The organism is Flavobacterium sp. CG_9.10 (assembly GCF_015752245.1).
Classification (GTDB): Bacteria; Bacteroidota; Bacteroidia; order Flavobacteriales; family Flavobacteriaceae; genus Flavobacterium.
In genome coordinates this window covers 31,580-54,219 of sequence record NZ_JADOVD010000014.1, presented here as the reverse complement: position 1 = coordinate 54,219, position 22,640 = coordinate 31,580, and the positions used below count along the sequence as shown (strand labels likewise).

Sequence of the window (22,640 nt, the reverse complement as noted above, 5' to 3'; positions counted from 1 at the left end):
CTTAAATAATAAAAATATGGGTAAATTATCAAATCTACATTCTATAATAATTCTTATGTTAACGGGAATAATAGGTGTTAGTTGCAGTAATAAAAAAGAAGATGCAATCTCTGATCCACATAATGAGCAAGTTCAAAAAGATATTATTGTAGCGACAATTCCATTATCAAGTAAACAAAAAAAACCAATAGATTCTTTAAAAATGCACGCTATTGATAATTTATATTTCGGTTTGAATCCAGGCAAAACAGACCGTGAAATTAAAATCGATAATATGCCTTATTTAGTAACACTATCTAAAGCGGAACCAGGAAAGGGAGTTTTCTATTATATGTTAAAAAGCAAAGGGAAAATCACTACAATTAAAAGAGCTAAAAGTGTTCTTAATGATTTAAAGAAAACAATTACCAGAAAGTATAAAAAATTTATAGTATTAAATCAAACATATAATACTAAACATCCAGAAGATCGAAAAATTCGTCAAAGTTCTTTTGAAGACAGAGCGGAAGGAGAGTATGACCGAAAAATTATGGGACAACCATACGAATTTGCCGCGTATAAATGGAATTTGAATTATAAAACTATTCAAATCGGTTATTTTATTAATAACAAAAACAGTGAAGTTTATATGCAAAATAGCCCTGCAACACATGAATATATAATTTACATTGAACTAAATAGCAAGATCATCAAACCGAAGCAAGTTAAAGACGTAAGTAATAACGATGATTCAAATAAATTTTAAGTGGAGGCGTAAAATTTAAAATCTATTTGAAATTGTTACATTTTCAGCTTATTTAAATAATTACGAACAATGCTACAAACGCAAGTATTAAAAGGGCTAAATAAATCAAACGATTGAGATAATATTTATTTAATTGATTTTCAGGATATGGTAATTAATAAAAAATAATAAAATGGGAAACATAGTAGCATCATTATGCCGTAATTGTGGTTTTAAAAATGAATTTAGAGTGGGCGGTGGTAAATTTAATCATTTAACACATTGTCCTGTTCCATCAATAAATAAAGAAACCTTAGAATTCGAAACCGTAAATCATTACAATCATAAAGATTCAGAGAAATATTTATTTTATTCTGATGATAATCTAAAAGGCGATAATTACAATAATAAATCATTCAGTAATTTCGATTTATATTTTAACGAAGAGGGCAATTACTGTCCAAGTTGCAAAGCTAAAAAACTAGCTTTCCGTATTACAATGTATGTAGATTAATATATTTAATTACGTAACTCATCCGCACAAAAATCGCTCCAAATACAAGTATTCCTAGCATCAATGCTGCCCTTTGTTTGATAGCCTATTCTAAGTGAAGTCGAAGGGTTAATTTCACTTTTTAATCAATATATCTTACCTTTATCTTTCATTAAAAAAAGGTATAGTATGGTAACTATTGAATTAACCCGCAAAGAACTTTACGATTTAGTTTGGGCAAATCCCTTGTCTAAATTAGCAACGAAATATAACCTCTCAGATAATGGCTTAAGAAAAGTATGCAAGAAACTAGACATACCATTACCAAAAAATGGACATTGGCAAAAGATTCAATTTAATAAAAAGGTTAGTATTGAAAAACTTCCTGTAAACAACAAAGTAGAAACATCTATTACATTGAAATTCAGAGAGAATTCCGAAACAATCATAAATGGCGAAGGAAACGAATTAAATCAACTGACCAAAGAAATAAAAACCACACTAAAAGAGACTATACTATTTCCCGAAAAATTAACAAAACCATATCAGTTAATTATTGACGCTAAAAATGACTTAAAAACAAAAGAACCTTCTTATTATCATAACATAAACGGGCTTTTAAACACTTCCGTTGGTATTCTCAATATTACTGTAGCACCAGAAAATGTAAAAAGAGCATTATTATTTATGGATGTTTTTATAAAAGCAATACAAAAAAGAGGTCATAAAATAACTGTAAATAAAGGAACTAAAATAGTAATTGAAGGTACAGAATTAAGTATTGGTCTTAGAGAAAGATTAAAAAGAAAAATAGTGAAAGGCACCTATTATGATTCAACAGAATTATATCCTTCAGGTTTTTTATCATTTACTCTAGATGTTTACCCAGCAAAAGAATGGACAGATAGTATTAATAGCAAAATAGAAGATAAAATTCCTAACATAATTGCAAAATTAGAATTGCAAGCTGTTAAAGAAAAACAAGATGATATTGATAGAGAAACTAGGAATATAGAATACGAACGGAATCGTAAAATTGAAGAAGAACTTGAAGCTAAAAGAAATTTCGAATTAATTGAATTTAAAGGCTTATTCAAAAAAGCAAACAGATGGCATCAAGCAGAAATATTAAGAAAATATATTGCTGAGGTCGAAATCAAAGCAAAAGAAAATAATTCATTAACTAATGATGTTTTAAAATGGTTAGAATGGGCAAATAACAAAGTAGAATGGTACGACCCTTTTACCGAAATAGCAGATGAAATATTCGAAAAAGTCAACAGAGAAACATTGGAATACAAAAGATGGTAAAAAAGACACTTAGTATTAATTAAAGACATTTCCGTTTCAAACATCACGGGCAATCAAGCGGTCTCACTATGGTCGTTCCCTTTGTTCCGTTCGGCTGTTCCAGTCGGTCAACCTTACATTTTCATAAGAACTTTTCGGTAAATAAGCAATTAGTTTTTCAATTAAATAGTTAGGTTTCCCTCCGTTCCACAGGCACTTCACAGCACAATAAAAACAGCCGCTTAAAAATAAGCCGCTATTTTTTTTGCGCTGTTTCGTTCCTCATCTTCACACGGTCTCTTTCTGCGTTCGGTCGGGCTACCATAACCATAATACCGCTTCATTTCGTTGCGCTCCGCAGGCTACGCTTCACTACATTCCAGCCGTATTCTGTTTATAGCCCTCCAGTTTTTTGGCGGTTGCTCCTTCGCACAGCTATCGGGGTTGGCTCAGTTCGGTGAAAAACCTCACTTTGCCTTAAATCAAGGAACGCCTACAGGCTGTCTTTTATTTATTCCCCGCCGTTTCACGCTCATATCCGCTTCATTTCGCTACGTTCCTTCGCTCTATTCCCACGTCTATGGTAGCTGTTCGATTGCCGCAACACCGCCTCTTCGCTCCTCGAAAAACAATAATTTCCGCTATCGCTACAATCATTTTTTTCTGCGGTGCTTGGGGGTGTTTGATTGCCGTTTATAGAACAACATCCAAAAATAGGATTTCAAGAACTTTCTGTGGTTCTAAAAAAATAAATAAAAAGAAAGCAAATTTAAGTTCCGGTTTCAAAAAGTAAAGTTCAAGCCCTACGGGTTTTTGAAAAAATCTCCACCCTTATATTTTCAAAACAATACCTGTTTTAGCCAAGACAATTCCGCTTCTACATTAATAGTTGGGTAGTATTTTTTCAAAAAAACTTGACTCTTTTTGAAACCTCCACTTCTTAGACGCCTTTCTTTTTTTTCTTTTTTTCTTTTAAAAATTATATGGTGCGGAGCTTAGCGACAGCATCATTTTAATTCAGAAATTATGCCGAATGTAATCATTAAAACTCACAGAAAAGAGGCTGTTTGCCAAGAGAATCAAATTTACATTCTCAACAAAGGCTTAAATAGCGGGAAGCCTCAAAAGACCCCATTTACAAATTGTTTTGTTATTATTTTAGCAAGCAAAGACCAAGCTGAAACAATATACTGGCTTATTTATAGCTTGTGGAAAGCTAATTTTTGGAATCAACACCTTTACGGTTCTGTTATACCATTTCTACTGATTCACGAATTCAAAAAGAACTTTATTCCGAAGCTAGATCAAATGTTGTCAAATATGGAGCAGCATAAAAAACAAGTCGAAGCTTTACAAATTATTGAAATGAAAGAAAAGCAATTTCAAGAAAGTTTGATTCCGATCAATGAAATGAGAAAGTCGATTTTAGCTCATTATTTTAAAAAGTAATAATATCAATCGACTAACACATAATTGCACTTTATATGCAACGTAAGTCATACATAAGTCCACACTATAGATAAATTAGTAAAAACAAAAAGCCCTCTCGTTAGAAAGGGCTTAATTTGCAACTTTGCAAACTTTGCAGTCTTGCAAACTGATGGTTTCGTTTAAAAAGTATCTTGGATTTTTAAAGCATTACCAGTATTGAATAAGTAATAATTAGAACCAACCATTTGATAAAACTCTATTCCAATACTACCCAAAACAGCAACATTGATTGTCATTGTTGGAGCATTTGGTAAGGTAGTCATAACATCAATTAAAGCGGTTACAGCATCAACTGGAGTATAATCAGAATAGGCAATATTTGATACTTCATTTAAAGCAGGTTCAGCAGGTTCATAAGCTCCGGTAGTAGGATTATAAATAGTGTCTGAAACAACGGATAAAGCATTGATGACTCTGAAATGACTTGCACCAGATGGAATGTTTAAGTAATTGAGAGGATTAAAAGCCGGAATACTTAACGTACTCTCATTTCTGTCAACAGTAGCAGTTAATGTAAACGGGGCTCTGAAAACACCATTAAAAGAAATGTTACGATTGAAATCTAACCCTTTTAAATATTGTGGTTGTTGTGAAACCAAAACTGCCCTTTGACCTCTCGCTTCAGAACCATCTTCAATATTGATTTTTTTCATAATAGCAGTTAATCGTCCCGTAAGTTGACTATCCGACATTTGTTTCATTAATGATGATAAACCAACGCGAACTGATTTACCGGCATTCGCACAAGCTCCAAATTCACTCATGTTTTCACGAGTACGGATAAAGCCTGGTGCAGTTTTAATTTGTTCTGCTGTAGGGCCTCCTTTTAATCCTGCAAAATACCCTTCATTGCCTTTGATTTTGAAGTGTCTTACTTCACCTAGTGTGCCGACATATTTAATATGTCCTTTCTGTCTTGCCATAATATTATATGTTTTATGTTAAAAATATCTATTAAATTTACAACGTAAATAAATAACAATCAATTACTTAAATAGTGCTATTTAAAGCATTTTAACGCCATTAAACTTATGACACAAAATATTATTCTTAAAGTAAAAAGATTTGTAGATGGAGACGGACTAATTGCCGAAGATTATACATCAAAAAAAGAGTTTGAAGTTCGTTTATATGGTATTGATGCGCCAGAAATGAATTATTGTAATAAGATCAAAAAGGATGAAAAAGAATTACATATTCCGGCTGCCTTATTAATTAAATTAGGGTATTTATCATTTAATTTTTTAAAAGATCAGGTTAATTTGGGTGATTTATGCAATTTAGTTCAGGAGAAAAATAATTTAGTTGATAAATACGGAAGACTATTAGGCTACTTAATTTTAAATGATGGTAGAATTTTAAACGAAATAATGATAAAGGAAGGCTATGCAAAGCCATATAACGATGTATTTTGTGAAATGCTTCCATTGTATCAAGAATGGAGTTTACAAGCTAAAAGTACTCAAAAAGGACTGTATTCTATTGTAAACAAATTTTAATATATTTGCCTATAATTGTCTTGTATTTATGGTTATTACAGTGTTTCTGTTGGCTATTTGTTGCCCGAACACTGCTAAGTGCTGTAATATATAGGAACTTCAAATATTGTATTGGAAAGTAATTTTTAGTATGCGAAAATCCTTTCTTAAGTATTCGGTAAAACTTTAGACAAATTTATTAGGCTGCCATTTCAAACTATTCCATCGATCCGCACCATTTTTAATAATACAATCTAAAATCGAGCAGTTTACAAAGTCCATATTGTTTTTCATGTAATTCCTCTACAATTTCAACCAGGTTATCTTGGTCTTGGCATAAACTAAAAAAAACTTTATCCAAGTGAATGCTGCTTAAATTATGGGCTGCTGTCCCATAACCCGAAAGCGCACGTGCTCCCGTGACATCTAAAAAATATTGTGCTTCTTCTTGGTCTAAGTCCAGTACTTTTTTATTGGCAAAATGCAAAATTTTTCCTGTTAGTTTCCCTTCAAAAAGCTCTGCCATTTCTGTTAGACTGTAGTAATAATCATTTACACAAATACTATTCCCTTCGCCGGGCATTACTAGATAGATTATTTCATAATCCTTAAAATTATGGTCATCGTAACGCAATGCATTTAAACCCTCTTCTAAACCTTCAATCGTATCGCAAGTTCTGTAAATACTTGTAATATCCTGTTCAAAGGCGATTTGTCCCAAGTTATTGAACACTTCAGTATTGGTGTACGTTTCTACATCGGGAACGGCTTCGAGGCAGAAGATAAATTTATCGTAATCCATAAAATTATATTTTGTAATTGCTTTACAAACAAATTTTTTATTGAGGCAAAGACTCCTCGTTAACAACACTTGAAAGAGTAGAAAAAATCGGCAGCTCAATTATCACTTGCTGTGAGGTCCTGAACTCTCATAGACAAAGTTATTCCTTCTCGATTACAAAATTACTAAGAATGAAATTCATTTATCAACATTTAACAGTCCATAATTATTAAACAAAGCCTGCTATTTCTTATTTCAAAATAAAAATAGTTCGGATAGAAAATAGTTCGGAAAACAGTAAAACCCTAATCTCAAATAAGTATATCGAAAAAAATTTCCCTGATTTTTTGCTCATTAATTATAACTATTTTAGCACCATGCAAAATCGGTATTTATAGTAAACAGTAATCCGGAAACTATTATTACTTTGGATGAGGCCTTTAATTTCCAATTAACAGTGTTTTTTTTGGCTGTCCGAGCAGGCTCTACACTACAAGTCCGCAGGAAGTTGCTCATAAAACATAGCCCAAAAAACGAGCTTCCTCCGGTCGCTATTTTAAGGCTTGTTTTTTATGCCCACTTCCTTTACGTGCTTTCCGTTTCTATCCTTGACAGGAAAATTCGATTCCAAAAGATGTAAATTCTTAAATTATCATAAATAGTATTTCAAGAAAAAAGGGTAACTTTATAATATGAAAAAGCATTTCAATATTATAATTGCCGGAGCTGGCGGCATTGCCGAAGCAGTTGCTATGATATTACTAGAATGGAGTGAAGTCACGCCCAGCCTTTTCATTGGAGACAGAACCCATTCAAAAGCAAATAAAGTTGTGAATTGGATTAAAATGGGAACGACGAAATCCTGCTCAGTTACTGATTTTCACCTAGCAGAAGAAGGCCTGACGGATGAAATGGCTGCAATTTTGCGTCAAGGGGATATCATTCTGGACTGTCTTCCCGGAAGTCAAGCACCAAGAATCGCTCAATTTGCTAAAGATTTCCATCTCCATTACGCTAATCTTACGGAATATGTTGCCGAAACTTCAACAATAATGGCGTTAGCAAAGGATGTAAAAACAGGTTTTATTCTTCAAACCGGTCTTGCTCCCGGCTATATTAATATACTGGTAAACGGACTTCTTCAACAGTTTTGGATTCACTACAAAGTGGATACGGTAGACAAGCTCGAATTAAAAGTTGGTGCTCTCAAGAAACATGCCGTAGCCCCTCATTATTATAGTTTTACCTGAAGTCCGGTAGGTGTTGCCACAGAATATATTAAAGACACTATTGCACTTATAAAATTTACGAAAAAAAGCCTTCCATCGCTATCGGAAAGAGCTGCTATCATCATTGATGGCATTGCTTATGAAGAGGATCTTACTTTGGGTGGTGCCGCCGATTTACCCAAGGCACTGTTAGGAAAAGTGTATTCTCTTGACTACAAAACTTTGCGTCATCCAGGTCATTATGCTTGGGTACAAGAGCAACTTTCTAATTTGGAAAATTCAGATGATGCTATAACTAATTTGCAACAAAAAATGAAAGCCGCCATACCTCATATAGAAAATGACCAGATTATTTTGTACGCTGCAGTAGAAGGTAAAGACGCCGAAGGAATTTTACGCAGACGAGAAATTGCTAAATGTATACTCCCGCAAAAAGTGGGAAAACACCAATTGCGAGCCATACAAACAACAACTGCCGATCCATTACCCCAAGCGGCTCAATTATTACTGGAAAACGCTACCATTGGAGTTATTTTACAAAGCCAAATTGAGCCTGCCAAGTTCCTAAATGGGAATTATATAGCACGGGTTTATGGAAAGATGTGAACTTTCTAGTCGCTATTGAAAATTATTTCTAGCGTCAAAAGAAAATATAGCTCTGAAAAATAATTAAAAAAAAAGCGATTTGTTTTGTACTTTTGAAAATCACAAAAAATTGCAACTACATAAATAAATAAGCATCAATAATAAATGAATTCCTATTACCTACATAACGGCGTTGAAAGTAGCGGTCCTTTTGATTTAAGCGAACTGAAAGCCAAATCAATTACAAAGACAACACCAGTTTGGTGCGAAGGCATGGCGAATTGGAAAAATGCCGGCGAAGTCATGGAATTACAATCTATTTTAACAGTAGTGCCTCCGCCTATAAAATCTTTTCAGCCATCGCCTGAATTGGAAGAAACTGATGATAATCCTAAAATTTTAGGGATAGATAAGATGCTTTTTTTTATCCTTTGTGGGCTTTTAGTGTTAATCATTGGAACTGTTAGTTTTAAAATTTTTGACGAAAACAGAAGTTCCGATTTAGAACAGAAAAATAATATAACCGAAAAAAATAACCAACAATTTCAACTGCAAGAAAAAAAAATTGAAGAACAAAAAAACCTTATCGCAGAGCAAGAGCGAATAGAAACTGATCGAATTAAAAAAGAAAGAAAAGAAACTTTGAGCAACAGACTATCGGAAATAAAGAGAAAACTTGCGATTGATTTCAGTAATTTGGATCAAGCAAAAAATAAAATGAGTGAGGCAAATGATTTTCAGTTTTTAAGAACTACCGATGAAAGAGAAGAAGATATTAATTCCGTTGAAACTGAAATTGAAAATTTGAAAATTGATATTGGAAATTTAAAAACAGAAATGGATCAAATATATTTAGAATTGGAAAAAATAAAATAAGTTAAATTTCATTTTTGCTTTTGACTTCATTCTTTAATATTACCATTTTTACAATTAATCTAATAAAATTTATTCAAAAAAATAAGTCATTAATCACACTTCAACCATCCTGTAATGCTCATTCTGGTATTTTGGGTTACCAAAACCTCATGAACTAATTCATCACTTTTGAAAAATACAGTTTTACCTTGGGTAGGTGCAATTTTTTGGTTATTATTTTCCTGATGAATCAACAACTCACCTCCGTCACTTTCTTGCCAATTGCTATTCAAATAACTAATCATCGAGTATTTTCGGCTCGGATTATTTTTGAACTGGTCTAAATGTTGTAGATAAAAATCACCTTTTTCGTATAAAGAGTAATGAAACTCGTAGCCTGTAATTCCAGTATAACAACTTAGATTCAAATAGGCAATAAAGTCTTCTATTTGAGCAAAAAACTCGTTCTCGAAGGCATTATTATGCTTTTTATCCAACCAATATATAGAATCACTTCTCACCGCACTATCATAAGAAACAGCTTCTGAATTGCCGGTTCCAGCATCTACTAACAAACTTTGTTGGTTTAAATCAAGTAAATTTTGCTTTAAGCTATTGGCCAAAGCATCACTTAAAAAATGTTCAGATATACCAACTTTATTTTCAATATAAGAAGCAATTAAATCTTCAAAATTATTTTCCATTTTATTTTTTGACGACTGCAAATACGGCCAACGGGACAAGGTAAACTAAATAAAACCGGTAATACCTCATTATGAAATAAATAAAATTATTTCTTTAGCTTTTCAATACAATTGCCATAAATAAAAAAGGGTTTAGAAATGAATCCAAACCCTTTTTATTATTTTATAATTTACTGATATAACTTCCATAAATATCTTTGAACTGATACCCTTCGGAAAAACGGTCTTTACTCAGTTTTTTATATTCTACCAATCCCCATAATATAAATTCTTTCATGAAGAATTTATCTTCTTTTTCGAGTTGTGGTTGGTATTTCTTGATTAATATTTCGAGAGGCACAATACTTCCCAAGATTCTTTCATAATCTTCATCGGAACAATCATCTAATAATTCGAAACCACTTTCGGCAAAAAACCAATCAATAATATCTGAATAAGCTGTTTTATCGCCTTGTTTTTCCAGTTTTTCAATCTTTGGAAAATAAGCCGGAAAGAAAGTATGAATCGCATCACCTAATAAATGTTGAGCTACAACAGCGGCTCCCTCCTGCTCTCCTTCGTAAACTAATTCGACTTTTCCAGTAATCGCAGGAATAATTCCCATAAAATCAGACAAACGCAATGTAGTTTTATCTTGGCCAGATCGCAATGCGCGACGTTCAGCAGTACTTAATAAATTCTCTAAAGCAGTAATACTCAATCTGGCACTTACACCACTTTTGTTGTCAATATATTCACTCTCTCTAGCTTCAAAACTTATTTGTTCCAACAAATCTCTGGCTAATGAAGGAACATAAACCATATCGCTTTGTGCGCGGTCTAATTTAGCTTCTTGCTCTGTAATAGTTCTCGCAATTTTTATTGTATCTGGATAATGCGTTAAGATCTGAGAACCAATTCTGTCTTTCAACGGCGTTACAATACTACCACGATTGGTATAATCCTCTGGATTCGCTGTGAAGACAAATTGCATATCCAGCGGCATTCTTAACTTGAAACCACGGATTTGTATATCCCCTTCCTGCAAAATATTGAATAATGCCACTTGAATTCTCGCTTGCAAATCAGGCAATTCGTTGATGACAAAAATACAACGATTCGCTCTTGGAATCATCCCAAAATGTATCACTCGATCATCAGCATACGAAAGTTTCAAATTTGCTGCTTTTATAGGATCAACATCACCTATCAGATCCGCAACGGTAACATCTGGCGTGGCTAATTTTTCAAAAAAACGGTCGCTTCTGTGCAACCAAGAAATTGAAGTGTCGTCACCTTTTTCGGCAATAATGTCTTTGGCGTAACGCGAAATTGGTTTCAAAGGATCATCATTAATTTCTGAACCAGTCACGAACGGAATATATTCGTCCAACAATTCAATCATTTTGCGAGCCAATCTCGTTTTGGCTTGACCACGAAGACCCAATAAATTAATGTTATGACGAGATAAAATTGCTCGTTCTAATTCTGGAATAACAGTATTCTCAAATCCGTGAACTCCTTCAAACGTTGGTTTTCCTGATTTGATTTTTTCTCTCAGGTTGGATCGCAATTCATCTTTGATGCTTTTAGTTTCGTATCCTGATTTTTTTAATTCTCCTAATGTTTTTATATTTTCTATTTTCATGTTTGAAATTTAAAGATTGAAAGATTGAATAATTTAAAAATTGTATTCCTGCTCTCTCATTCTATTATCTTGATACTATTGTCTTGCTTCTTTATTCTTATTTCTTTATTCTTATTTCTTTATCCTATTCTCTTTACTCTCCTTTTCTCTTTGTTCTATTTTCTTTATATTCGTTTCTACCTCTTTACTTGATTCTCTTCTTCCTATTTGTTTCATAATCTTCAAAAATCATTTCGCCCAAACCTTTCAATCCGGTATAAAATGCTTTTCCTTGATTAGCCTCCGTAAACTTGTTCACAAACTGTTGCAAATAAGGATCTTTGGCAATCATAAAAGTAGTTATTGGAATGTGCAATTTACGGGCTTGCTGCGCCTGACTGTAGCATTTATCTACAATATATTCGTCCAGACCGTTGCTGTTCATATAATAAGTACCATCTTTTTCACGAACACAACTGGGTTTCCCATCTGTAATCATGAAAATTTGTTTGTTGGTGTTGCGTTTTCGGCGAAGTAAATCCATAGCTAACTGCAAACCGGCAACCGTATTGGTATGAAAAGGTCCCACTTTTAGATAAGGCAAATCTTTGATTGCAATTGTCCAAGCATCATTTCCAAAAACTAAAATATCTAAAGTATCTTTTGGATAACGCGTTGTAATCAACTCTGCTAGAGCCATTGCTACTTTTTTGGCTGGAGTAATTCGATCTTCACCATACAAAATCATACTGTGGCTAATGTCAATCATCAAAACGGTACTCATCTGGGATTTAAATTGGGTTTCTTCGACAACCAAATCATTTTCGGTCAACATAAAACTGTCAACTCCATTGTTGATTTGGGCATTTCGCAAACTTTCAGTCAATGAAATTCGTTCTAGTCCATCTCCAAAATGAAATTCTCGAAATTCACCTGTATGTTCGTCGCCATTTCCAGCGTGTTTCGTCTTGTGATTCCCGCTTCCGCTGCGCTTTAAATTTCCAAAAACAGTATCTAATGCCTGCTGCCGAATGGCCCGCTCGGTTTTTGAAGTAATTCCAATTCCTGAACTTCCGTCTTCCTTAAGTTCATCACGAATGTATCCCTTTTTCTTTAAATCTTCGATAAAATCATCAATTGTATAATGTTCATCGGTCAATTTATATTCTTTGTCTAATTCCCGCAACCAATCGATTGCTTCATCAAAATCCCCCGAAGTATGTGTGATTAATTCCTTGAAAATTCCAAAGAGTTTTTCAAATGGAGACTGATCTGGCGCTGCATATTGCTTGAAATAAAAACCTTTTTTATTGTCATTTTTCATAGTTGTTAAAATTACATCATTTAAAAATGTACTTCAATCAAACATCTATTAATTTTTAGTTAAAACAGTAAACTCAGGATATATATTTTCAAAATAATTTGGGCGTGCCCCCACTTCCACTTGCGTTGCAGCGCGGTCGTGCTGTACGTTCTCAATCTTTTTTTGGCTGAAAAACGCCAAAAAAAAGGATTTCCACTGCCATCACTCACGCAAACAGCAAGTACCTAATTCATTTTCCATAATAAAATGGAAAAATCAAAAGAATTTCCCATCAACGTAAAACCAACTCCCATTTTCGAGTTTGAAAGTGGAAAGTTCGTGATGAATTTGGTTTTGTAGTTTGCTGTCCAAAAAGTATGCTTTGAACTCTACTGTATTTTCTGTGGCAGTAATAATTTCCAGTTTTTGCCATTTATTACTTGCGGCCCATTGAAGAATATCAGATTTGGAATAGTGTTTCCTTTCAGAAATATGGGTAGTTTCCATTAAATATGCCGCTTGAAGTGTGGCGTAAGCTGAGTAACGGGATTGCATTAAGGCTAAAACAGTTGGAACGTTATGAGTTCCGTAAATATACGGTTCACAACATTCTTTAAACGTATTTAAAGAAACACAAAAGCACCTTGTTAATGTCATTTTATATTCTACTATTTAGATTAAAGTTGTCCATCTAGTGCAACGATCCTTTTGTGCAATTTATTCAACAATACTTGATAATGACTGATTTCTTTAAGATCTTCATCATCGTCAGAAAAATCTAGTAATTCGTCTAATTCATCACTCACTTCAACTAATTTATTGTTAGCTTCTATTCGGTTTTTGTTAGCGATTAAATCAATGATTTCCTGAACGTTATTTTTAATTGCATCGAATTTATCTTTTTCCATATTTCAGTTATTTAACTATTGTCAGCAGAATTACTATCGTTGAATTTTTTTACTATGTGCTTTAATTTTTCTTTGCGATCTCTCTCAGCTTGCTTTGCTTTGTCTTGCGCTTTATGCAGTTTATCGTTGTGTTTCTTAATATTTCCTTCGTTATTTCTGCTCATATTCATTCTATTTTATTCTTATGAAATAATTAATTCATAAGATTCGTTCTTATTTTAATCGTATCGCCTTCTATTTTGAATCCAAACAGGATTGCAAAGTTCGGGTTTATTATTGAATTTCAGATTATTTTATTTTTCTATACTATTAGTTTGGTTATCGATATTGAATATTCCTTGTCTTTTATTTTAATAATTGTATCTGCGTTATTTATAATTTAAAAATAAATCAAATCGCTTCATTGAAAATTTAACTTTTAAATTTTATCTTAAAAAGTATTTATGTAACATCTTCACGTAAATAATATAGTTTCTCAACATTAATCTTTTGCTTTTTTAACTTTTATATATATATTTATAAGTTTTAAAGAAAACAGCTTCTAAGGGAGTTTCAAATTTTATAAATGAAGTCAGCAATTAAACGGTCAAAATTTATCACTTGGTTTTTAAATAAGCCCAAAACTACAGGTCTAATAATATTTATTTTTATGAGCTGTATTGTTGGTTATATCGTTTATCAACAATACCGAATTATAAAAGAAGATGAGCGTAGGGAGATGGATAACACCTTACAAATTGTTTATCAAAATATCGAACAATCCCTCAAAAACTGTTATACCACTACCTTGACTTTGGCGCTAACCATTAATAATAAGGGTATCCCTGAAAACTTTGACAACATTGGTAAAAAACTATTGGAATCAAACCATAGCATCAGCGCAGTTCAATTAGTTCCTAATGGAGTGATCAAGTACACCTATCCCAAAAAGGAAAATGAATCCGCATTAAATTTAAATATTTTAACTACACCTTATCTTAGGGACGAAGCTTTAAAATCAATTAAAACGCAAAAAATGTATTTTGCAGGCCCCCTAAAATTAAAACAAGGTGGGGTTGGAATTGTTGGTCGGTTTCCCGTATTTCAGAATAATAAATTTTGGGGATTTTCTGCCGTAATCATTAGATTTAATGACTTATTGAAATTTTCAGGCATTAATAATGTTAATAAATCAAAATATTATTTTCAATTATCAAAGAAAAATCCAGTTACCCAAAAAGAAATTTATTACTTACCAAATAAAAGCGATTTTTCTGAAAAATATAATATTTCCGTATTAATTCCGGATAGCAACTGGAAGTTATACTTGATTTCGCAACACCAAAATTATCTCTATTACCAAATTTTAATTCCAGCGGTTTTAGGTGTTATTTTTGCTGGACTTTTTGGACTACTTATATTTAAATTGTTGAAAATGCCAAAAGAATTACAACTTTTAGTAAATAATCAAGCTGCAAAACTTATTACTACAGAAATTAAATTTAAAACCATTTTTGATCAAGCGGCGATAGGAATAGCCTATATAGATTCTTATTCTGGTTATTTTCTCGAGGTTAACAAGCAAAACTGCAAATTCTTAGGATATTCTGCGCAGGAATTGAAAGAACGGAATTTTCAATCTGTAACCTATCATGAGGATCTTGAAGAAGATCTAGCAAATATGCAAAAGCTGCGTGAAGGAAAAATTAGAACGTTTTCGATGGAAAAAAGGTATGTTACTAAAAGCGGCAATATTCGTTGGGCAAATCTTACTGTTTCTCCGCTTTGGAACATCAATGAAAAACCCACAACTCATATTGCGATTATCGAGGATATTACATTAAAAAAAGAAACGGAAGCGGCTATAAATAAAAGTGAAAATCATTTTAAAAGTCTTTTTGAAGACTCCCATCTACCATTACGGGAAGAAGATTTCTCTAAGGTTAAATCTTACCTTATAGAACATGATTTAATGGATCAAAAAACGGAAAAGGTAGAAAATTACCTCTTAAGTAATCCAAAGTTTACGAATAAACTACATTCCTTAATCGAGGTGGTAAATGTAAATAGAGCTTGTTTAAAATTATATAAAGTAAACACGAAAGAAGAATTACTTATAGTCAAGTCTGAATTATTCAACCCCAGCTCATACAAAGATTTTACAAAACAAATTATAGCAATAACTCAAAACTATCAAGAACTAGTATTTGATACTGTCATTAAGAATTCAAAAGAAGAATTGCGCTTTATTAATTTAAGATGGAATGTCATTCGTGGCTATGAAAAAACATTAGGAAGAATAATTGTTTCTACTGAAGATATTACAGAACGAAAAACTTCAGAAAAAATTATTCTCGATTCACAACAAAGGACTGAATCGCTAATCAATACTATCGATGGGATTGTATGGGAATGCAAAATTGCAACCTTTTCATTTACATTCATCAGTAAAAAAGTAGAAGAAATATTGGGCTACACCTCCGAGGAATGGTTAGCGAGTAAAACTTTTTGGGCAGACCACATCCATCCGGAAGATAGAGAATGGACCATCAATTATTGCGTTTTAAAAACCAATGAAAATTTAAATCATGATTTTGAGTATCGAATGATTGCCAAAAACGGAGCAGTAGTGTGGCTGAGAGATATTGTAACAGTTGTTTTTGAAAATGGTACCGCCGTAGGTTTACGTGGTATTATGATTGACATCACTAAAACAAAAAAAGCAGAAGAAGATCTGAATAATTCCTTCAATATGGTCACGGAGCAAAATAAAAGACTGTTAAATTTCTCTTATATTGTGTCCCATAATCTACGATCGCATACCAGTAATATTTCGTCAATTATGGCATTAATCGAAATGTCAGAATCAGAAGAAGAAAGAAACGAGATGATCCAATTATTGAAATCTATTTCTAATTCATTGAATGAAACCATGCTTCATTTGAACGAAGTGATAAATATCAGGACAAATATAGGTTTAGTATCGGAATCTTTAAATCTAAACCAATATATTGATACAGCGCAAAATGTCCTTACCGAACAAATAACATTGAATGACGTTTCAATTACAACTGACATACCAAAAACGGTGATGGTAAATTATAATCCGGCTTATCTGGAAAGCATTCTTTATAATATAATTTCTAATTCCATTCGGTACAGACATCCGGAGCGCAAACCCGTTATTTTAATAAAATGGATTGCCGAGAATGAATTGAATGTACTTCAAATTTCAGATAATGGGGTTGGAATTGACCTTGTAAAGAATGCTGATAAAATTTTCGGGATGTATAAAACTTTTAGCAATAACGCAGATTCAAAAGGAATTGGGCTCTTTATTACCAAAAACCAAATTGACGCAATGGGAGGAAATATAACCGTAGAAAGTGAGCCAAATATCGGGACTACCTTCAAAATCTACATACAATGAGAAAAAAAACTATCTGGGTTATAGATGATGATGCTATTTACCAAATCATCGTCAATAAAATTATACAAAAATCTGAGATGTTCTCCGCTATTTCTTCTTTCAAAAATGGTAAAGAAGCAATAGATGTTGTAACAAATTCATTAAATAACTGTGAATCACTTCCTGATATAATATTGCTCGATATTAACATGCCTATAATGGATGGGTGGGAATTTATGGAAGAATTAGAGACTTTAAAATCATCAATTACTAAACAAATTACTGTTTATATTGTAAGCTCCTCAATTGCAATAGAAGATAAAAACAAATCAAAAACGTACCCCGATATATTGGGATATTTATCTAAACCTATAAACATGAATGATTTAGTATTAATTGCCTCAAATGATTAATTAGAGGAGTTAAACCATTTCTCTTTTTATTTCCTCCAAAGTTCTATTGGTAAAGATTAATTTGTCAATAATTTGTTTTCGTAAAACATCCAAATCATCGTATTCAAAATATTTAGCCCAAGAAGTCAAAGTAAAAAGATTCCTGATTTGTTTTATTTTTTTGGCCGTTTCAAAACTTGTTCTAAGAATGGCCTTCTTATCATAATTAGGATTGTTTTTATGTTGATAGTTGACCGTTTTTTTGATATAATTTGCTTCCAAATAATACAATTCATCCACGTCATTATCAGAATAGAAATTCGACCAAGATGCGAAACCCAATTTAATTTTTGATTCGGATTCCGGTTCTAAAGGTTCTAAACGCCATTTGCTATTGGCCAATCGACCCCAATGATTTGACAAACGATACATTCCTGATTTAGAATAATAGTAACTACTCCCCGATTTACTTTGGTATTGCACTATCAATCCTTTTAAACTGCTTGACGACACTTCATGGAACACACAAAAGGTGTTTTTAAATGAATTAGGATTGGGACGAAAAATTTTTTCCATAAAACAAAGGTAATCAGAAACTCCAAAATAGAGCAAGACAAAAAATATTTGATTAACTTTGCAAACTTGAATTTCAATAAAAAAATAGATTATGACCAAAGCTTCAGAAGAAAAAATGTTACAAAAAGGAATATATACCGGAATAATTGAAAAAGATGAAAACAACAATTTTTTTTGTGGTGAATATCTTTTAGATTACAAAATGGTTATGGCTAAACACGCTGTTGGCGATATGATTACAATCAAATCCATAATAGAGAATCCAAGTGATATTAGCTATAATAAATATCAGAAAAAGTCAAAAAACTTTGATAAAGCAAATAATAAACCACAACAATAAAAAGTTTGCAGCCCTTTTTTTTCTTTCAATAACCATAAATAATACCCACTTTTTTTTGAATATTTTTTCGTCATAAACTAAAAAGTTAAAAAAAAGTGTACCTTTGCAAAAAATTTGTCGATTTTGAAATCAAATTATATTGATTTTATATTAAAAGACAAGTAGTTACCATATTTATGAAAAAAATAGTTGAATACCGCAAACTGCTAAATGTAGACAAAACTGCAGAGCTTAAAGATTTGAAAACAATTTACCGTAACGCTATGAAAGAGGCGCATCCTGACAAATTTCAGGGCGACGAAGCTGGATTAAAAGCGGCGGAAGAAAATAGTAAAAAAATTATTGAAGCGTATCATTTCTTGGTAAGCATCAATCCAGAAACGCTAAAACAAAACTTACCAGAATATACAGAAACAATTGCTACCGCAACAATTTCAGATTATAAGTTTGTTGAAGGTAGATTAATTATCAACTTTTCTAACGGTAGTGTTTACGAATATATTAGTGTTCCAAAAGCAACTTATGTGAAAATGGTTAATGCAGATTCTCCTGGAAGATTTGCAAAAAGACATATTCTAAATTCTTTTACTTGGAGAAAAACAATTAACCAAGATTAATTTTTTTTAAGAAAAAATATTCTGAGCACCCTCCAAAAGGGTGCTTTTTTATTTCAAAACTGTTTTAAAAACTGTTCTTTAGAACTATTTAAAAAAAACAAACTTGCATAATACACTTATTTGTAATATTTTAGCTCCCCCAAATAATTATAAATCTACAAATAACAATTATGAATGACCCTTGCCAATTATTTAAATCCCAATATAAAAAAGCAAAAGAAATGCTGGATATTCTGCAAAAACAGAAATCTGAAATAGAATATAATCTTGAATCGAATCCTATATCTGCTGATTTAAACAAACAATTAAGGGAAATTAATTTAGACATTAAGATTACTGTAAATGAATTAGAACATGCTAATTACAGTATTGAAAAATGTGAAATTAATCAATCTAACTTGATATAAGAAGCCCAACAACGTTGGTTGTTTAAATTTTTAATTACTCTTTAATTTTAATTTCTCTAAAGGTTTTTATTATTTTAGGACATCTCGTGTAGCTATATTTTGCATAATCATAAGTAAAAAACACTTATGTTTCATTCTAAAATTTTAATAATCAATACGTTGCAAATCTGTAGTTTTTTTTAAAATCACTTCGTAATAAAAACTCAAATTATTCCTTTTTTATAGGTTTCAGATCCTTATTAAGAATAAAAAACTATAACAAAAATTTATGTACTAAAATTATTTATAATTTATTTTTTTAAATACTTTTGCTGACTTAACTTAATTAACTAATTAATAATGAAAAAAATAATTTTATTACTTTCGGCTACTGTTGTTTTAATTTCTTGTAGCAAAGTTGGCAAAGGTGAATACCTAATTTCAGGGACTGCAACAGGAATTGAAAATGGTAAAACTATCATTCTACAAACTCAAAATGAAAATGGTCAAGGAATGATTGCAAAAGATACTGTAAAAGTTGAAAATGGCAAATTTGAAATGAAAGGAAAAATTACAGAACCATCCTTTTATACTATTCAATTAGAAGGTGCACAAGCTCCATTGCCATTCATTTTAGAAAATGGAGAAGTTACTATCGCAATAAATAAGGATAGTGTCCAAAATTCTAAAGTTTCAGGAACATATAACAATGATGAATATGTGACTTTCAATAAGGACATTACTAAAGTTCAAAAGAAATTAGTGGATTTCCAAAGCAAAAACATGCAAGCAATGAACGCTGCTCAACAATCCAAAGATACTGTTGTAATCAATGGATTAATGAAAGAGTTTTCTAAGATTCAACTTGAAGTTGGAGAAGCTTCAAAAGCTAAATATGTAGCTTATGCTGAAACTCACCCAAAATCATTTATTTCTGCTTTAATCATCCAAGGAATGTTAAACGATCCTACTGCCGATGTTAAAAAATCAGAAAAAATATTCAATAGTTTAGATGAGTCTTTAAAAAGTACTAAACCAGGTAAAGCAATTAAAACAAGACTTGCTGAATTGAAATCTCCTGCAATGGGAGCGACTCCACCAATGGCGCCTGCTGCTCCTGCAGCTGAAGCTAAATGAAGAGCAGATTTTTCTGGACCAAATCCTGAAGGGAAAATAATTTCCTTGAAAGAATGTTTAGGAAAAGTTACCATTGTTGATTTTTGGGCATCTTGGTGTGGTCCTTGTCGTCAAGAAAACCCTAATGTTGTGGCAATCTATAAAGATTTGCATGCCAAAGGTCTGAATATTGTTGGTGTGTCATTAGATAAAGATGCTAAAGCTTGGAAAGAAGCTATTGCAAAAGATAAATTGACTTGGAATCATATTTCAAATTTAAAATTTTGGGATGAACCAATTGCAAAGCAATATAAAGTGGAATCAATTCCTGCCACTTTCATTCTTGATGCGTCAGGAAATGTGGTTGCAAAAGATTTAAGAGGCGATGAACTAAGAGCGAAAATCATGGAGCTTTTAGCTAAATAAGCTGAATTATTCGAATAAACTAAAAAATCTCCCTAGTGGAGATTTTTTTATTTTATTCACTACCAATGCTTTAAAAATAATACTAAAATTAAGTTTAAATTTAGTTTGGAAACTTCAAAACAGTTTTTATATTTGCACCCGGTTAGCACAATAAGCAATGCTTGTTGAGTCTTGGGGAGATACTCAAGCGGCCAACGAGGGCAGACTGTAAATCTGCTGTGTAAACTTCGCAGGTTCGAATCCTGCTCTCCCCACTAAAACGTTTCAAGAAATTGAAACGTTTTTTTTATATAAAAATAATCCGCAAAAATCGCAGGTTATCCCGAAGTATCGGGACTGCTCTCCCCACTAGAACGTTTCAAGAAATTGAAACGTTTTTTTTATATAAAAACAACTATTTTATTAAGCCAGTCTTCTGGTTTAATAAAAAAGAAAAAGTCCCTTCTCATTCTAAAAAATGAGACGGGACTTTTCTACTGATTTTTTTATTTTTCTATTCTAAAATAAAACTCACACTAACATTTGAAGTAATGTTGATTTCTCCTAGTGCAAGAGTTTCTCTTGGAGCTTTCATATCGCTCATTTCAGCTGATTTCATGGCCATATAAACAGGCTGTGGGTAATACGGTTGTGAATTATCCGATATAGTCATAGCACGACCTACTTTTTGTCCTAAAACAGAAACATAGTCCTCCGCTTTCATTTTGGCCTCTTTCATGGCTAACTTTCTGGCTTCTGATTGGTACTGCGCTAATTTTGAAGATTGAAAAGTCACATTGTCTATTCTGTTTATTCCTTGCTCTACTAAACCGTCCATCAACCCATCATATTTTGATAAATCTTTTAATAAAATTTCAACAGTTTGCGTTGCATTATAGCTGTGTTTCTTTTTTTCATAATCGTATTGCGGATTCAAAGACACGCGTTGGGTTCTATAATCAGCGGGATTTAAATTCATACTTTTTATAAACTTTAAAACCGCCTCCATTTTTTGGTCATTATCCCTTTTAACATCTTTGGCATTATTTCCCTTAGTTTCAATGGTAGCTAAAATCGTAGCCTGATCTGGCACTACTTTAACTTTTCCTTCTCCGTTTACAGTGATTTGTGGAATTTGTTTAATTTCTTGACCATAAGACATCGTCAGAAATAGAATCGATAGAATTAGTGCTGCTTTTTTCATCTAAATAATATTTGATTGTTTTGTTGTAATATTCTTTCAAAAGTTATGCCATTATAATTTTCCCATTTTTTCCATTACAAAAAGAATAACAATAGGAATAGCTAATAAAACTACCATTAAGGTATGATCTACGAATAATTGCGGTTCTTTTATCAGTGTGATCACATAACCTCCAATAGCACCTCCAAAATGGGCCGTGTGACCAATATTGTCATTCTTGGCCCTCATGCCGTAAATAGAATACAATAAATAAAGGATTCCAAAAAGATAAGCTGGAATAGGAATTACAAAAAACAAACCCAGCATCATATCCGGTTGCAATAAAATTGCCGAATATAAAACACCAGTAACCGCACCCGATGCTCCTACGGCTCTATAACTATAATCGTTTTTATGCAAAAGCATGGTTAACAGACTTCCGAAAACCAAACTTGCGGCATAGACCAAAACAAATGATAAACCACCTAAATATCCAATCACTACAGGAGCAAAAAAATAAAGAGTCATCATGTTAAAAATTAAATGGGTCATATCCACATGCAAAAAACCAGAGGAAACCATTCTAATTTGTTCGCCAGCACGAATGCTACCAACATGAAATTCATACTTTCTAAAAAAAGAAAGGTCATTAAAACCTTTGTAACTTATTAAAACATTGGCAACAATTATTCCTATTAAAATAACATCCATAAAGTCTATTTATTGTGAATTGTAAATGTAGTGATTCTCTTAGACCTCAGCAGTAAGTGTTCAAAATATAAATGGATAT

At 32.2% G+C, this 22,640-nt stretch carries 25 protein-coding genes, 1 tRNA gene and 1 pseudogene; 16 read left to right on the top strand and 11 right to left on the bottom strand.

Annotated elements, in window-relative coordinates; translation table 11 throughout:
- Window positions 1–16: 16 nt before the first annotated feature.
- From IWX84_RS12420 to IWX84_RS12405, 4 genes are all read left to right on the top strand, one after another.
- Window positions 17–745 carry a hypothetical protein gene (locus IWX84_RS12420; RefSeq protein ID WP_196851079.1) on the top strand — a complete coding sequence of 243 codons (729 nt, stop codon included), beginning with the start codon at window positions 17–19 and terminating at the stop codon, window positions 743–745.
- 172 nt (window positions 746–917) lie between these two features.
- Complete coding sequence (locus IWX84_RS12415) at window positions 918–1,238, top strand: hypothetical protein (protein ID WP_196851078.1); 321 nt, start codon at window positions 918–920, stop codon at window positions 1,236–1,238.
- A 168-nt stretch (window positions 1,239–1,406) separates the two neighbouring features.
- Window positions 1,407–2,528, top strand: a complete 1,122-nt coding sequence (locus IWX84_RS12410) for a hypothetical protein (protein WP_196851077.1) — start codon at window positions 1,407–1,409, stop codon at window positions 2,526–2,528.
- A gap of 1,005 nt (window positions 2,529–3,533) precedes the next feature.
- A complete protein-coding gene (locus IWX84_RS12405) occupies window positions 3,534–3,956 on the top strand; it encodes a DUF6943 family protein (RefSeq protein ID WP_196851076.1) in 423 nt (140 codons plus the stop codon).
- 161 nt (window positions 3,957–4,117) lie between these two features.
- On the opposite strand, the gene IWX84_RS12400 is transcribed toward IWX84_RS12405, so the two are convergent.
- Window positions 4,118–4,921 (bottom strand): hypothetical protein, encoded by an 804-nt coding sequence (locus tag IWX84_RS12400; protein WP_196851075.1) that lies wholly within the window; start codon window positions 4,919–4,921, stop codon window positions 4,118–4,120.
- Between the two features lie 108 nt (window positions 4,922–5,029).
- Here IWX84_RS12400 and IWX84_RS12395 point away from each other — a divergent pair, with 108 nt between their 5' ends.
- Complete coding sequence (locus IWX84_RS12395) at window positions 5,030–5,497, top strand: thermonuclease family protein (RefSeq protein ID WP_196851074.1); 468 nt, start codon at window positions 5,030–5,032, stop codon at window positions 5,495–5,497.
- A gap of 220 nt (window positions 5,498–5,717) precedes the next feature.
- On the opposite strand, the gene IWX84_RS12390 is transcribed toward IWX84_RS12395, so the two are convergent.
- Complete coding sequence (locus tag IWX84_RS12390) at window positions 5,718–6,278, bottom strand: DUF6642 family protein (protein WP_196851073.1); 561 nt, start codon at window positions 6,276–6,278, stop codon at window positions 5,718–5,720.
- A gap of 671 nt (window positions 6,279–6,949) precedes the next feature.
- Between IWX84_RS12390 and IWX84_RS15390 the strand changes: the two genes are divergently transcribed.
- The 3 genes from IWX84_RS15390 (at window position 6,950) to IWX84_RS12380 (ending at window position 8,947) form a co-directional block, all read left to right on the top strand.
- Window positions 6,950–7,507 carry a saccharopine dehydrogenase NADP-binding domain-containing protein gene (locus IWX84_RS15390; protein ID WP_231385490.1) on the top strand — a complete coding sequence of 186 codons (558 nt, stop codon included), beginning with the start codon at window positions 6,950–6,952 and terminating at the stop codon, window positions 7,505–7,507.
- A 135-nt stretch (window positions 7,508–7,642) separates the two neighbouring features.
- Window positions 7,643–8,092: a hypothetical protein gene (locus tag IWX84_RS15385; protein WP_231385489.1), complete on the top strand. Its 450-nt coding sequence runs from the start codon at window positions 7,643–7,645 to the stop codon at window positions 8,090–8,092.
- A gap of 144 nt (window positions 8,093–8,236) precedes the next feature.
- Window positions 8,237–8,947 carry a DUF4339 domain-containing protein gene (locus IWX84_RS12380; RefSeq protein ID WP_196851072.1) on the top strand — a complete coding sequence of 237 codons (711 nt, stop codon included), beginning with the start codon at window positions 8,237–8,239 and terminating at the stop codon, window positions 8,945–8,947.
- 89 nt (window positions 8,948–9,036) lie between these two features.
- Here the strand turns inward: IWX84_RS12380 and IWX84_RS12375 are convergent, their stop codons facing one another.
- The 6 genes from IWX84_RS12375 to IWX84_RS12350 form a co-directional block, all read right to left on the bottom strand.
- On the bottom strand, window positions 9,037–9,630 hold the full coding sequence (locus IWX84_RS12375; RefSeq protein WP_196851071.1) for a 2OG-Fe(II) oxygenase: 594 nt from the start codon (window positions 9,628–9,630) through the stop codon (window positions 9,037–9,039).
- 163 nt (window positions 9,631–9,793) lie between these two features.
- Window positions 9,794–11,257, bottom strand: coding sequence for an AAA family ATPase (locus IWX84_RS12370; RefSeq protein WP_196851070.1), 1,464 nt, complete (start codon window positions 11,255–11,257; stop codon window positions 9,794–9,796).
- Between the two features lie 184 nt (window positions 11,258–11,441).
- On the bottom strand, window positions 11,442–12,560 hold the full coding sequence (locus tag IWX84_RS12365; RefSeq protein ID WP_196851069.1) for a vWA domain-containing protein: 1,119 nt from the start codon (window positions 12,558–12,560) through the stop codon (window positions 11,442–11,444).
- A 255-nt stretch (window positions 12,561–12,815) separates the two neighbouring features.
- Window positions 12,816–13,196: a YchJ family protein gene (locus tag IWX84_RS12360; protein WP_196851068.1), complete on the bottom strand. Its 381-nt coding sequence runs from the start codon at window positions 13,194–13,196 to the stop codon at window positions 12,816–12,818.
- A gap of 20 nt (window positions 13,197–13,216) precedes the next feature.
- Entirely contained in the window at window positions 13,217–13,447 is a 231-nt protein-coding gene (locus IWX84_RS12355) for a hypothetical protein (RefSeq protein WP_196851067.1), read from the bottom strand.
- An 11-nt stretch (window positions 13,448–13,458) separates the two neighbouring features.
- The gene (locus IWX84_RS12350; RefSeq protein ID WP_196851066.1) at window positions 13,459–13,611 is read right to left on the bottom strand and encodes a hypothetical protein; all 153 of its coding nucleotides are present in this window, start codon (window positions 13,609–13,611) and stop codon (window positions 13,459–13,461) included.
- A gap of 485 nt (window positions 13,612–14,096) precedes the next feature.
- Here IWX84_RS12350 and IWX84_RS12345 point away from each other — a divergent pair, with 485 nt between their 5' ends.
- On the top strand, window positions 14,097–16,856 hold the full coding sequence (locus IWX84_RS12345) for a PAS domain S-box protein (RefSeq protein ID WP_196851065.1): 2,760 nt from the start codon (window positions 14,097–14,099) through the stop codon (window positions 16,854–16,856).
- Window positions 16,853–17,248 carry a response regulator gene (locus IWX84_RS12340; protein ID WP_196851064.1) on the top strand — a complete coding sequence of 132 codons (396 nt, stop codon included), beginning with the start codon at window positions 16,853–16,855 and terminating at the stop codon, window positions 17,246–17,248. The genes IWX84_RS12345 and IWX84_RS12340 overlap by 4 nt, the downstream gene beginning before the upstream one ends.
- Before the next feature lie 9 nt (window positions 17,249–17,257).
- Here the strand turns inward: IWX84_RS12340 and IWX84_RS12335 are convergent, their stop codons facing one another.
- A complete protein-coding gene (locus IWX84_RS12335) occupies window positions 17,258–17,803 on the bottom strand; it encodes a hypothetical protein (protein WP_196851063.1) in 546 nt (181 codons plus the stop codon).
- A 91-nt stretch (window positions 17,804–17,894) separates the two neighbouring features.
- On the opposite strand from IWX84_RS12335, the gene IWX84_RS12330 reads away from it, so the two are divergent.
- From IWX84_RS12330 to IWX84_RS12305, 6 genes and pseudogenes are all read left to right on the top strand, one after another.
- The gene (locus IWX84_RS12330; RefSeq protein WP_196851062.1) at window positions 17,895–18,143 is read left to right on the top strand and encodes a hypothetical protein; all 249 of its coding nucleotides are present in this window, start codon (window positions 17,895–17,897) and stop codon (window positions 18,141–18,143) included.
- A 176-nt stretch (window positions 18,144–18,319) separates the two neighbouring features.
- Window positions 18,320–18,760 (top strand): KTSC domain-containing protein, encoded by a 441-nt coding sequence (locus IWX84_RS12325; protein ID WP_196851061.1) that lies wholly within the window; start codon window positions 18,320–18,322, stop codon window positions 18,758–18,760.
- A gap of 170 nt (window positions 18,761–18,930) precedes the next feature.
- Window positions 18,931–19,167 carry a hypothetical protein gene (locus IWX84_RS12320; RefSeq protein ID WP_196851060.1) on the top strand — a complete coding sequence of 79 codons (237 nt, stop codon included), beginning with the start codon at window positions 18,931–18,933 and terminating at the stop codon, window positions 19,165–19,167.
- A gap of 339 nt (window positions 19,168–19,506) precedes the next feature.
- On the top strand, window positions 19,507–20,283 hold the full coding sequence (locus IWX84_RS12315; RefSeq protein WP_196851059.1) for a DUF4369 domain-containing protein: 777 nt from the start codon (window positions 19,507–19,509) through the stop codon (window positions 20,281–20,283).
- An 18-nt stretch (window positions 20,284–20,301) separates the two neighbouring features.
- Window positions 20,302–20,688: pseudogene (locus IWX84_RS12310) on the top strand (peroxiredoxin family protein); the annotation flags it as partial.
- Between the two features lie 173 nt (window positions 20,689–20,861).
- Window positions 20,862–20,942 (top strand) — tRNA-Tyr (locus tag IWX84_RS12305).
- 239 nt (window positions 20,943–21,181) lie between these two features.
- Here the strand turns inward: IWX84_RS12305 and IWX84_RS12300 are convergent.
- Complete coding sequence (locus IWX84_RS12300) at window positions 21,182–21,871, bottom strand: SIMPL domain-containing protein (protein ID WP_196851058.1); 690 nt, start codon at window positions 21,869–21,871, stop codon at window positions 21,182–21,184.
- A 51-nt stretch (window positions 21,872–21,922) separates the two neighbouring features.
- Window positions 21,923–22,561: a rhomboid family intramembrane serine protease gene (locus IWX84_RS12295; RefSeq protein ID WP_196851057.1), complete on the bottom strand. Its 639-nt coding sequence runs from the start codon at window positions 22,559–22,561 to the stop codon at window positions 21,923–21,925.
- Window positions 22,562–22,640: the final 79 nt, after the last annotated feature.

Bases quoted from the DNA above. Each gene is read 5' to 3' on its own strand.
- IWX84_RS12420 (WP_196851079.1), top strand. From the start codon at position 17: ATGGGTAAATTATCAAATCTACATTCTATAATAATTCTTATGTTAACG.
- IWX84_RS12415 (WP_196851078.1), top strand. From the start codon at position 918: ATGGGAAACATAGTAGCATCATTATGCCGTAATTGTGGTTTTAAAAAT.
- IWX84_RS12410 (WP_196851077.1), top strand. From the start codon at position 1,407: ATGGTAACTATTGAATTAACCCGCAAAGAACTTTACGATTTAGTTTGG.
- IWX84_RS12405 (WP_196851076.1), top strand. From the start codon at position 3,534: ATGCCGAATGTAATCATTAAAACTCACAGAAAAGAGGCTGTTTGCCAA.
- IWX84_RS12400 (WP_196851075.1), bottom strand. From the start codon at position 4,921: ATGGCAAGACAGAAAGGACATATTAAATATGTCGGCACACTAGGTGAA.
- IWX84_RS12395 (WP_196851074.1), top strand. From the start codon at position 5,030: ATGACACAAAATATTATTCTTAAAGTAAAAAGATTTGTAGATGGAGAC.
- IWX84_RS12390 (WP_196851073.1), bottom strand. From the start codon at position 6,278: ATGGATTACGATAAATTTATCTTCTGCCTCGAAGCCGTTCCCGATGTA.
- IWX84_RS15390 (WP_231385490.1), top strand. From the start codon at position 6,950: ATGAAAAAGCATTTCAATATTATAATTGCCGGAGCTGGCGGCATTGCC.
- IWX84_RS12380 (WP_196851072.1), top strand. From the start codon at position 8,237: ATGAATTCCTATTACCTACATAACGGCGTTGAAAGTAGCGGTCCTTTT.
- IWX84_RS12375 (WP_196851071.1), bottom strand. From the start codon at position 9,630: ATGGAAAATAATTTTGAAGATTTAATTGCTTCTTATATTGAAAATAAA.
- IWX84_RS12370 (WP_196851070.1), bottom strand. From the start codon at position 11,257: ATGAAAATAGAAAATATAAAAACATTAGGAGAATTAAAAAAATCAGGA.
- IWX84_RS12365 (WP_196851069.1), bottom strand. From the start codon at position 12,560: ATGAAAAATGACAATAAAAAAGGTTTTTATTTCAAGCAATATGCAGCG.
- IWX84_RS12360 (WP_196851068.1), bottom strand. From the start codon at position 13,196: ATGACATTAACAAGGTGCTTTTGTGTTTCTTTAAATACGTTTAAAGAA.
- IWX84_RS12355 (WP_196851067.1), bottom strand. From the start codon at position 13,447: ATGGAAAAAGATAAATTCGATGCAATTAAAAATAACGTTCAGGAAATC.
- IWX84_RS12350 (WP_196851066.1), bottom strand. From the start codon at position 13,611: ATGAGCAGAAATAACGAAGGAAATATTAAGAAACACAACGATAAACTG.
- IWX84_RS12345 (WP_196851065.1), top strand. From the start codon at position 14,097: ATGAGCTGTATTGTTGGTTATATCGTTTATCAACAATACCGAATTATA.
- IWX84_RS12340 (WP_196851064.1), top strand. From the start codon at position 16,853: ATGAGAAAAAAAACTATCTGGGTTATAGATGATGATGCTATTTACCAA.
- IWX84_RS12335 (WP_196851063.1), bottom strand. From the start codon at position 17,803: ATGGAAAAAATTTTTCGTCCCAATCCTAATTCATTTAAAAACACCTTT.
- IWX84_RS12330 (WP_196851062.1), top strand. From the start codon at position 17,895: ATGACCAAAGCTTCAGAAGAAAAAATGTTACAAAAAGGAATATATACC.
- IWX84_RS12325 (WP_196851061.1), top strand. From the start codon at position 18,320: ATGAAAAAAATAGTTGAATACCGCAAACTGCTAAATGTAGACAAAACT.
- IWX84_RS12320 (WP_196851060.1), top strand. From the start codon at position 18,931: ATGAATGACCCTTGCCAATTATTTAAATCCCAATATAAAAAAGCAAAA.
- IWX84_RS12315 (WP_196851059.1), top strand. From the start codon at position 19,507: ATGAAAAAAATAATTTTATTACTTTCGGCTACTGTTGTTTTAATTTCT.
- IWX84_RS12300 (WP_196851058.1), bottom strand. From the start codon at position 21,871: ATGAAAAAAGCAGCACTAATTCTATCGATTCTATTTCTGACGATGTCT.
- IWX84_RS12295 (WP_196851057.1), bottom strand. From the start codon at position 22,561: ATGGATGTTATTTTAATAGGAATAATTGTTGCCAATGTTTTAATAAGT.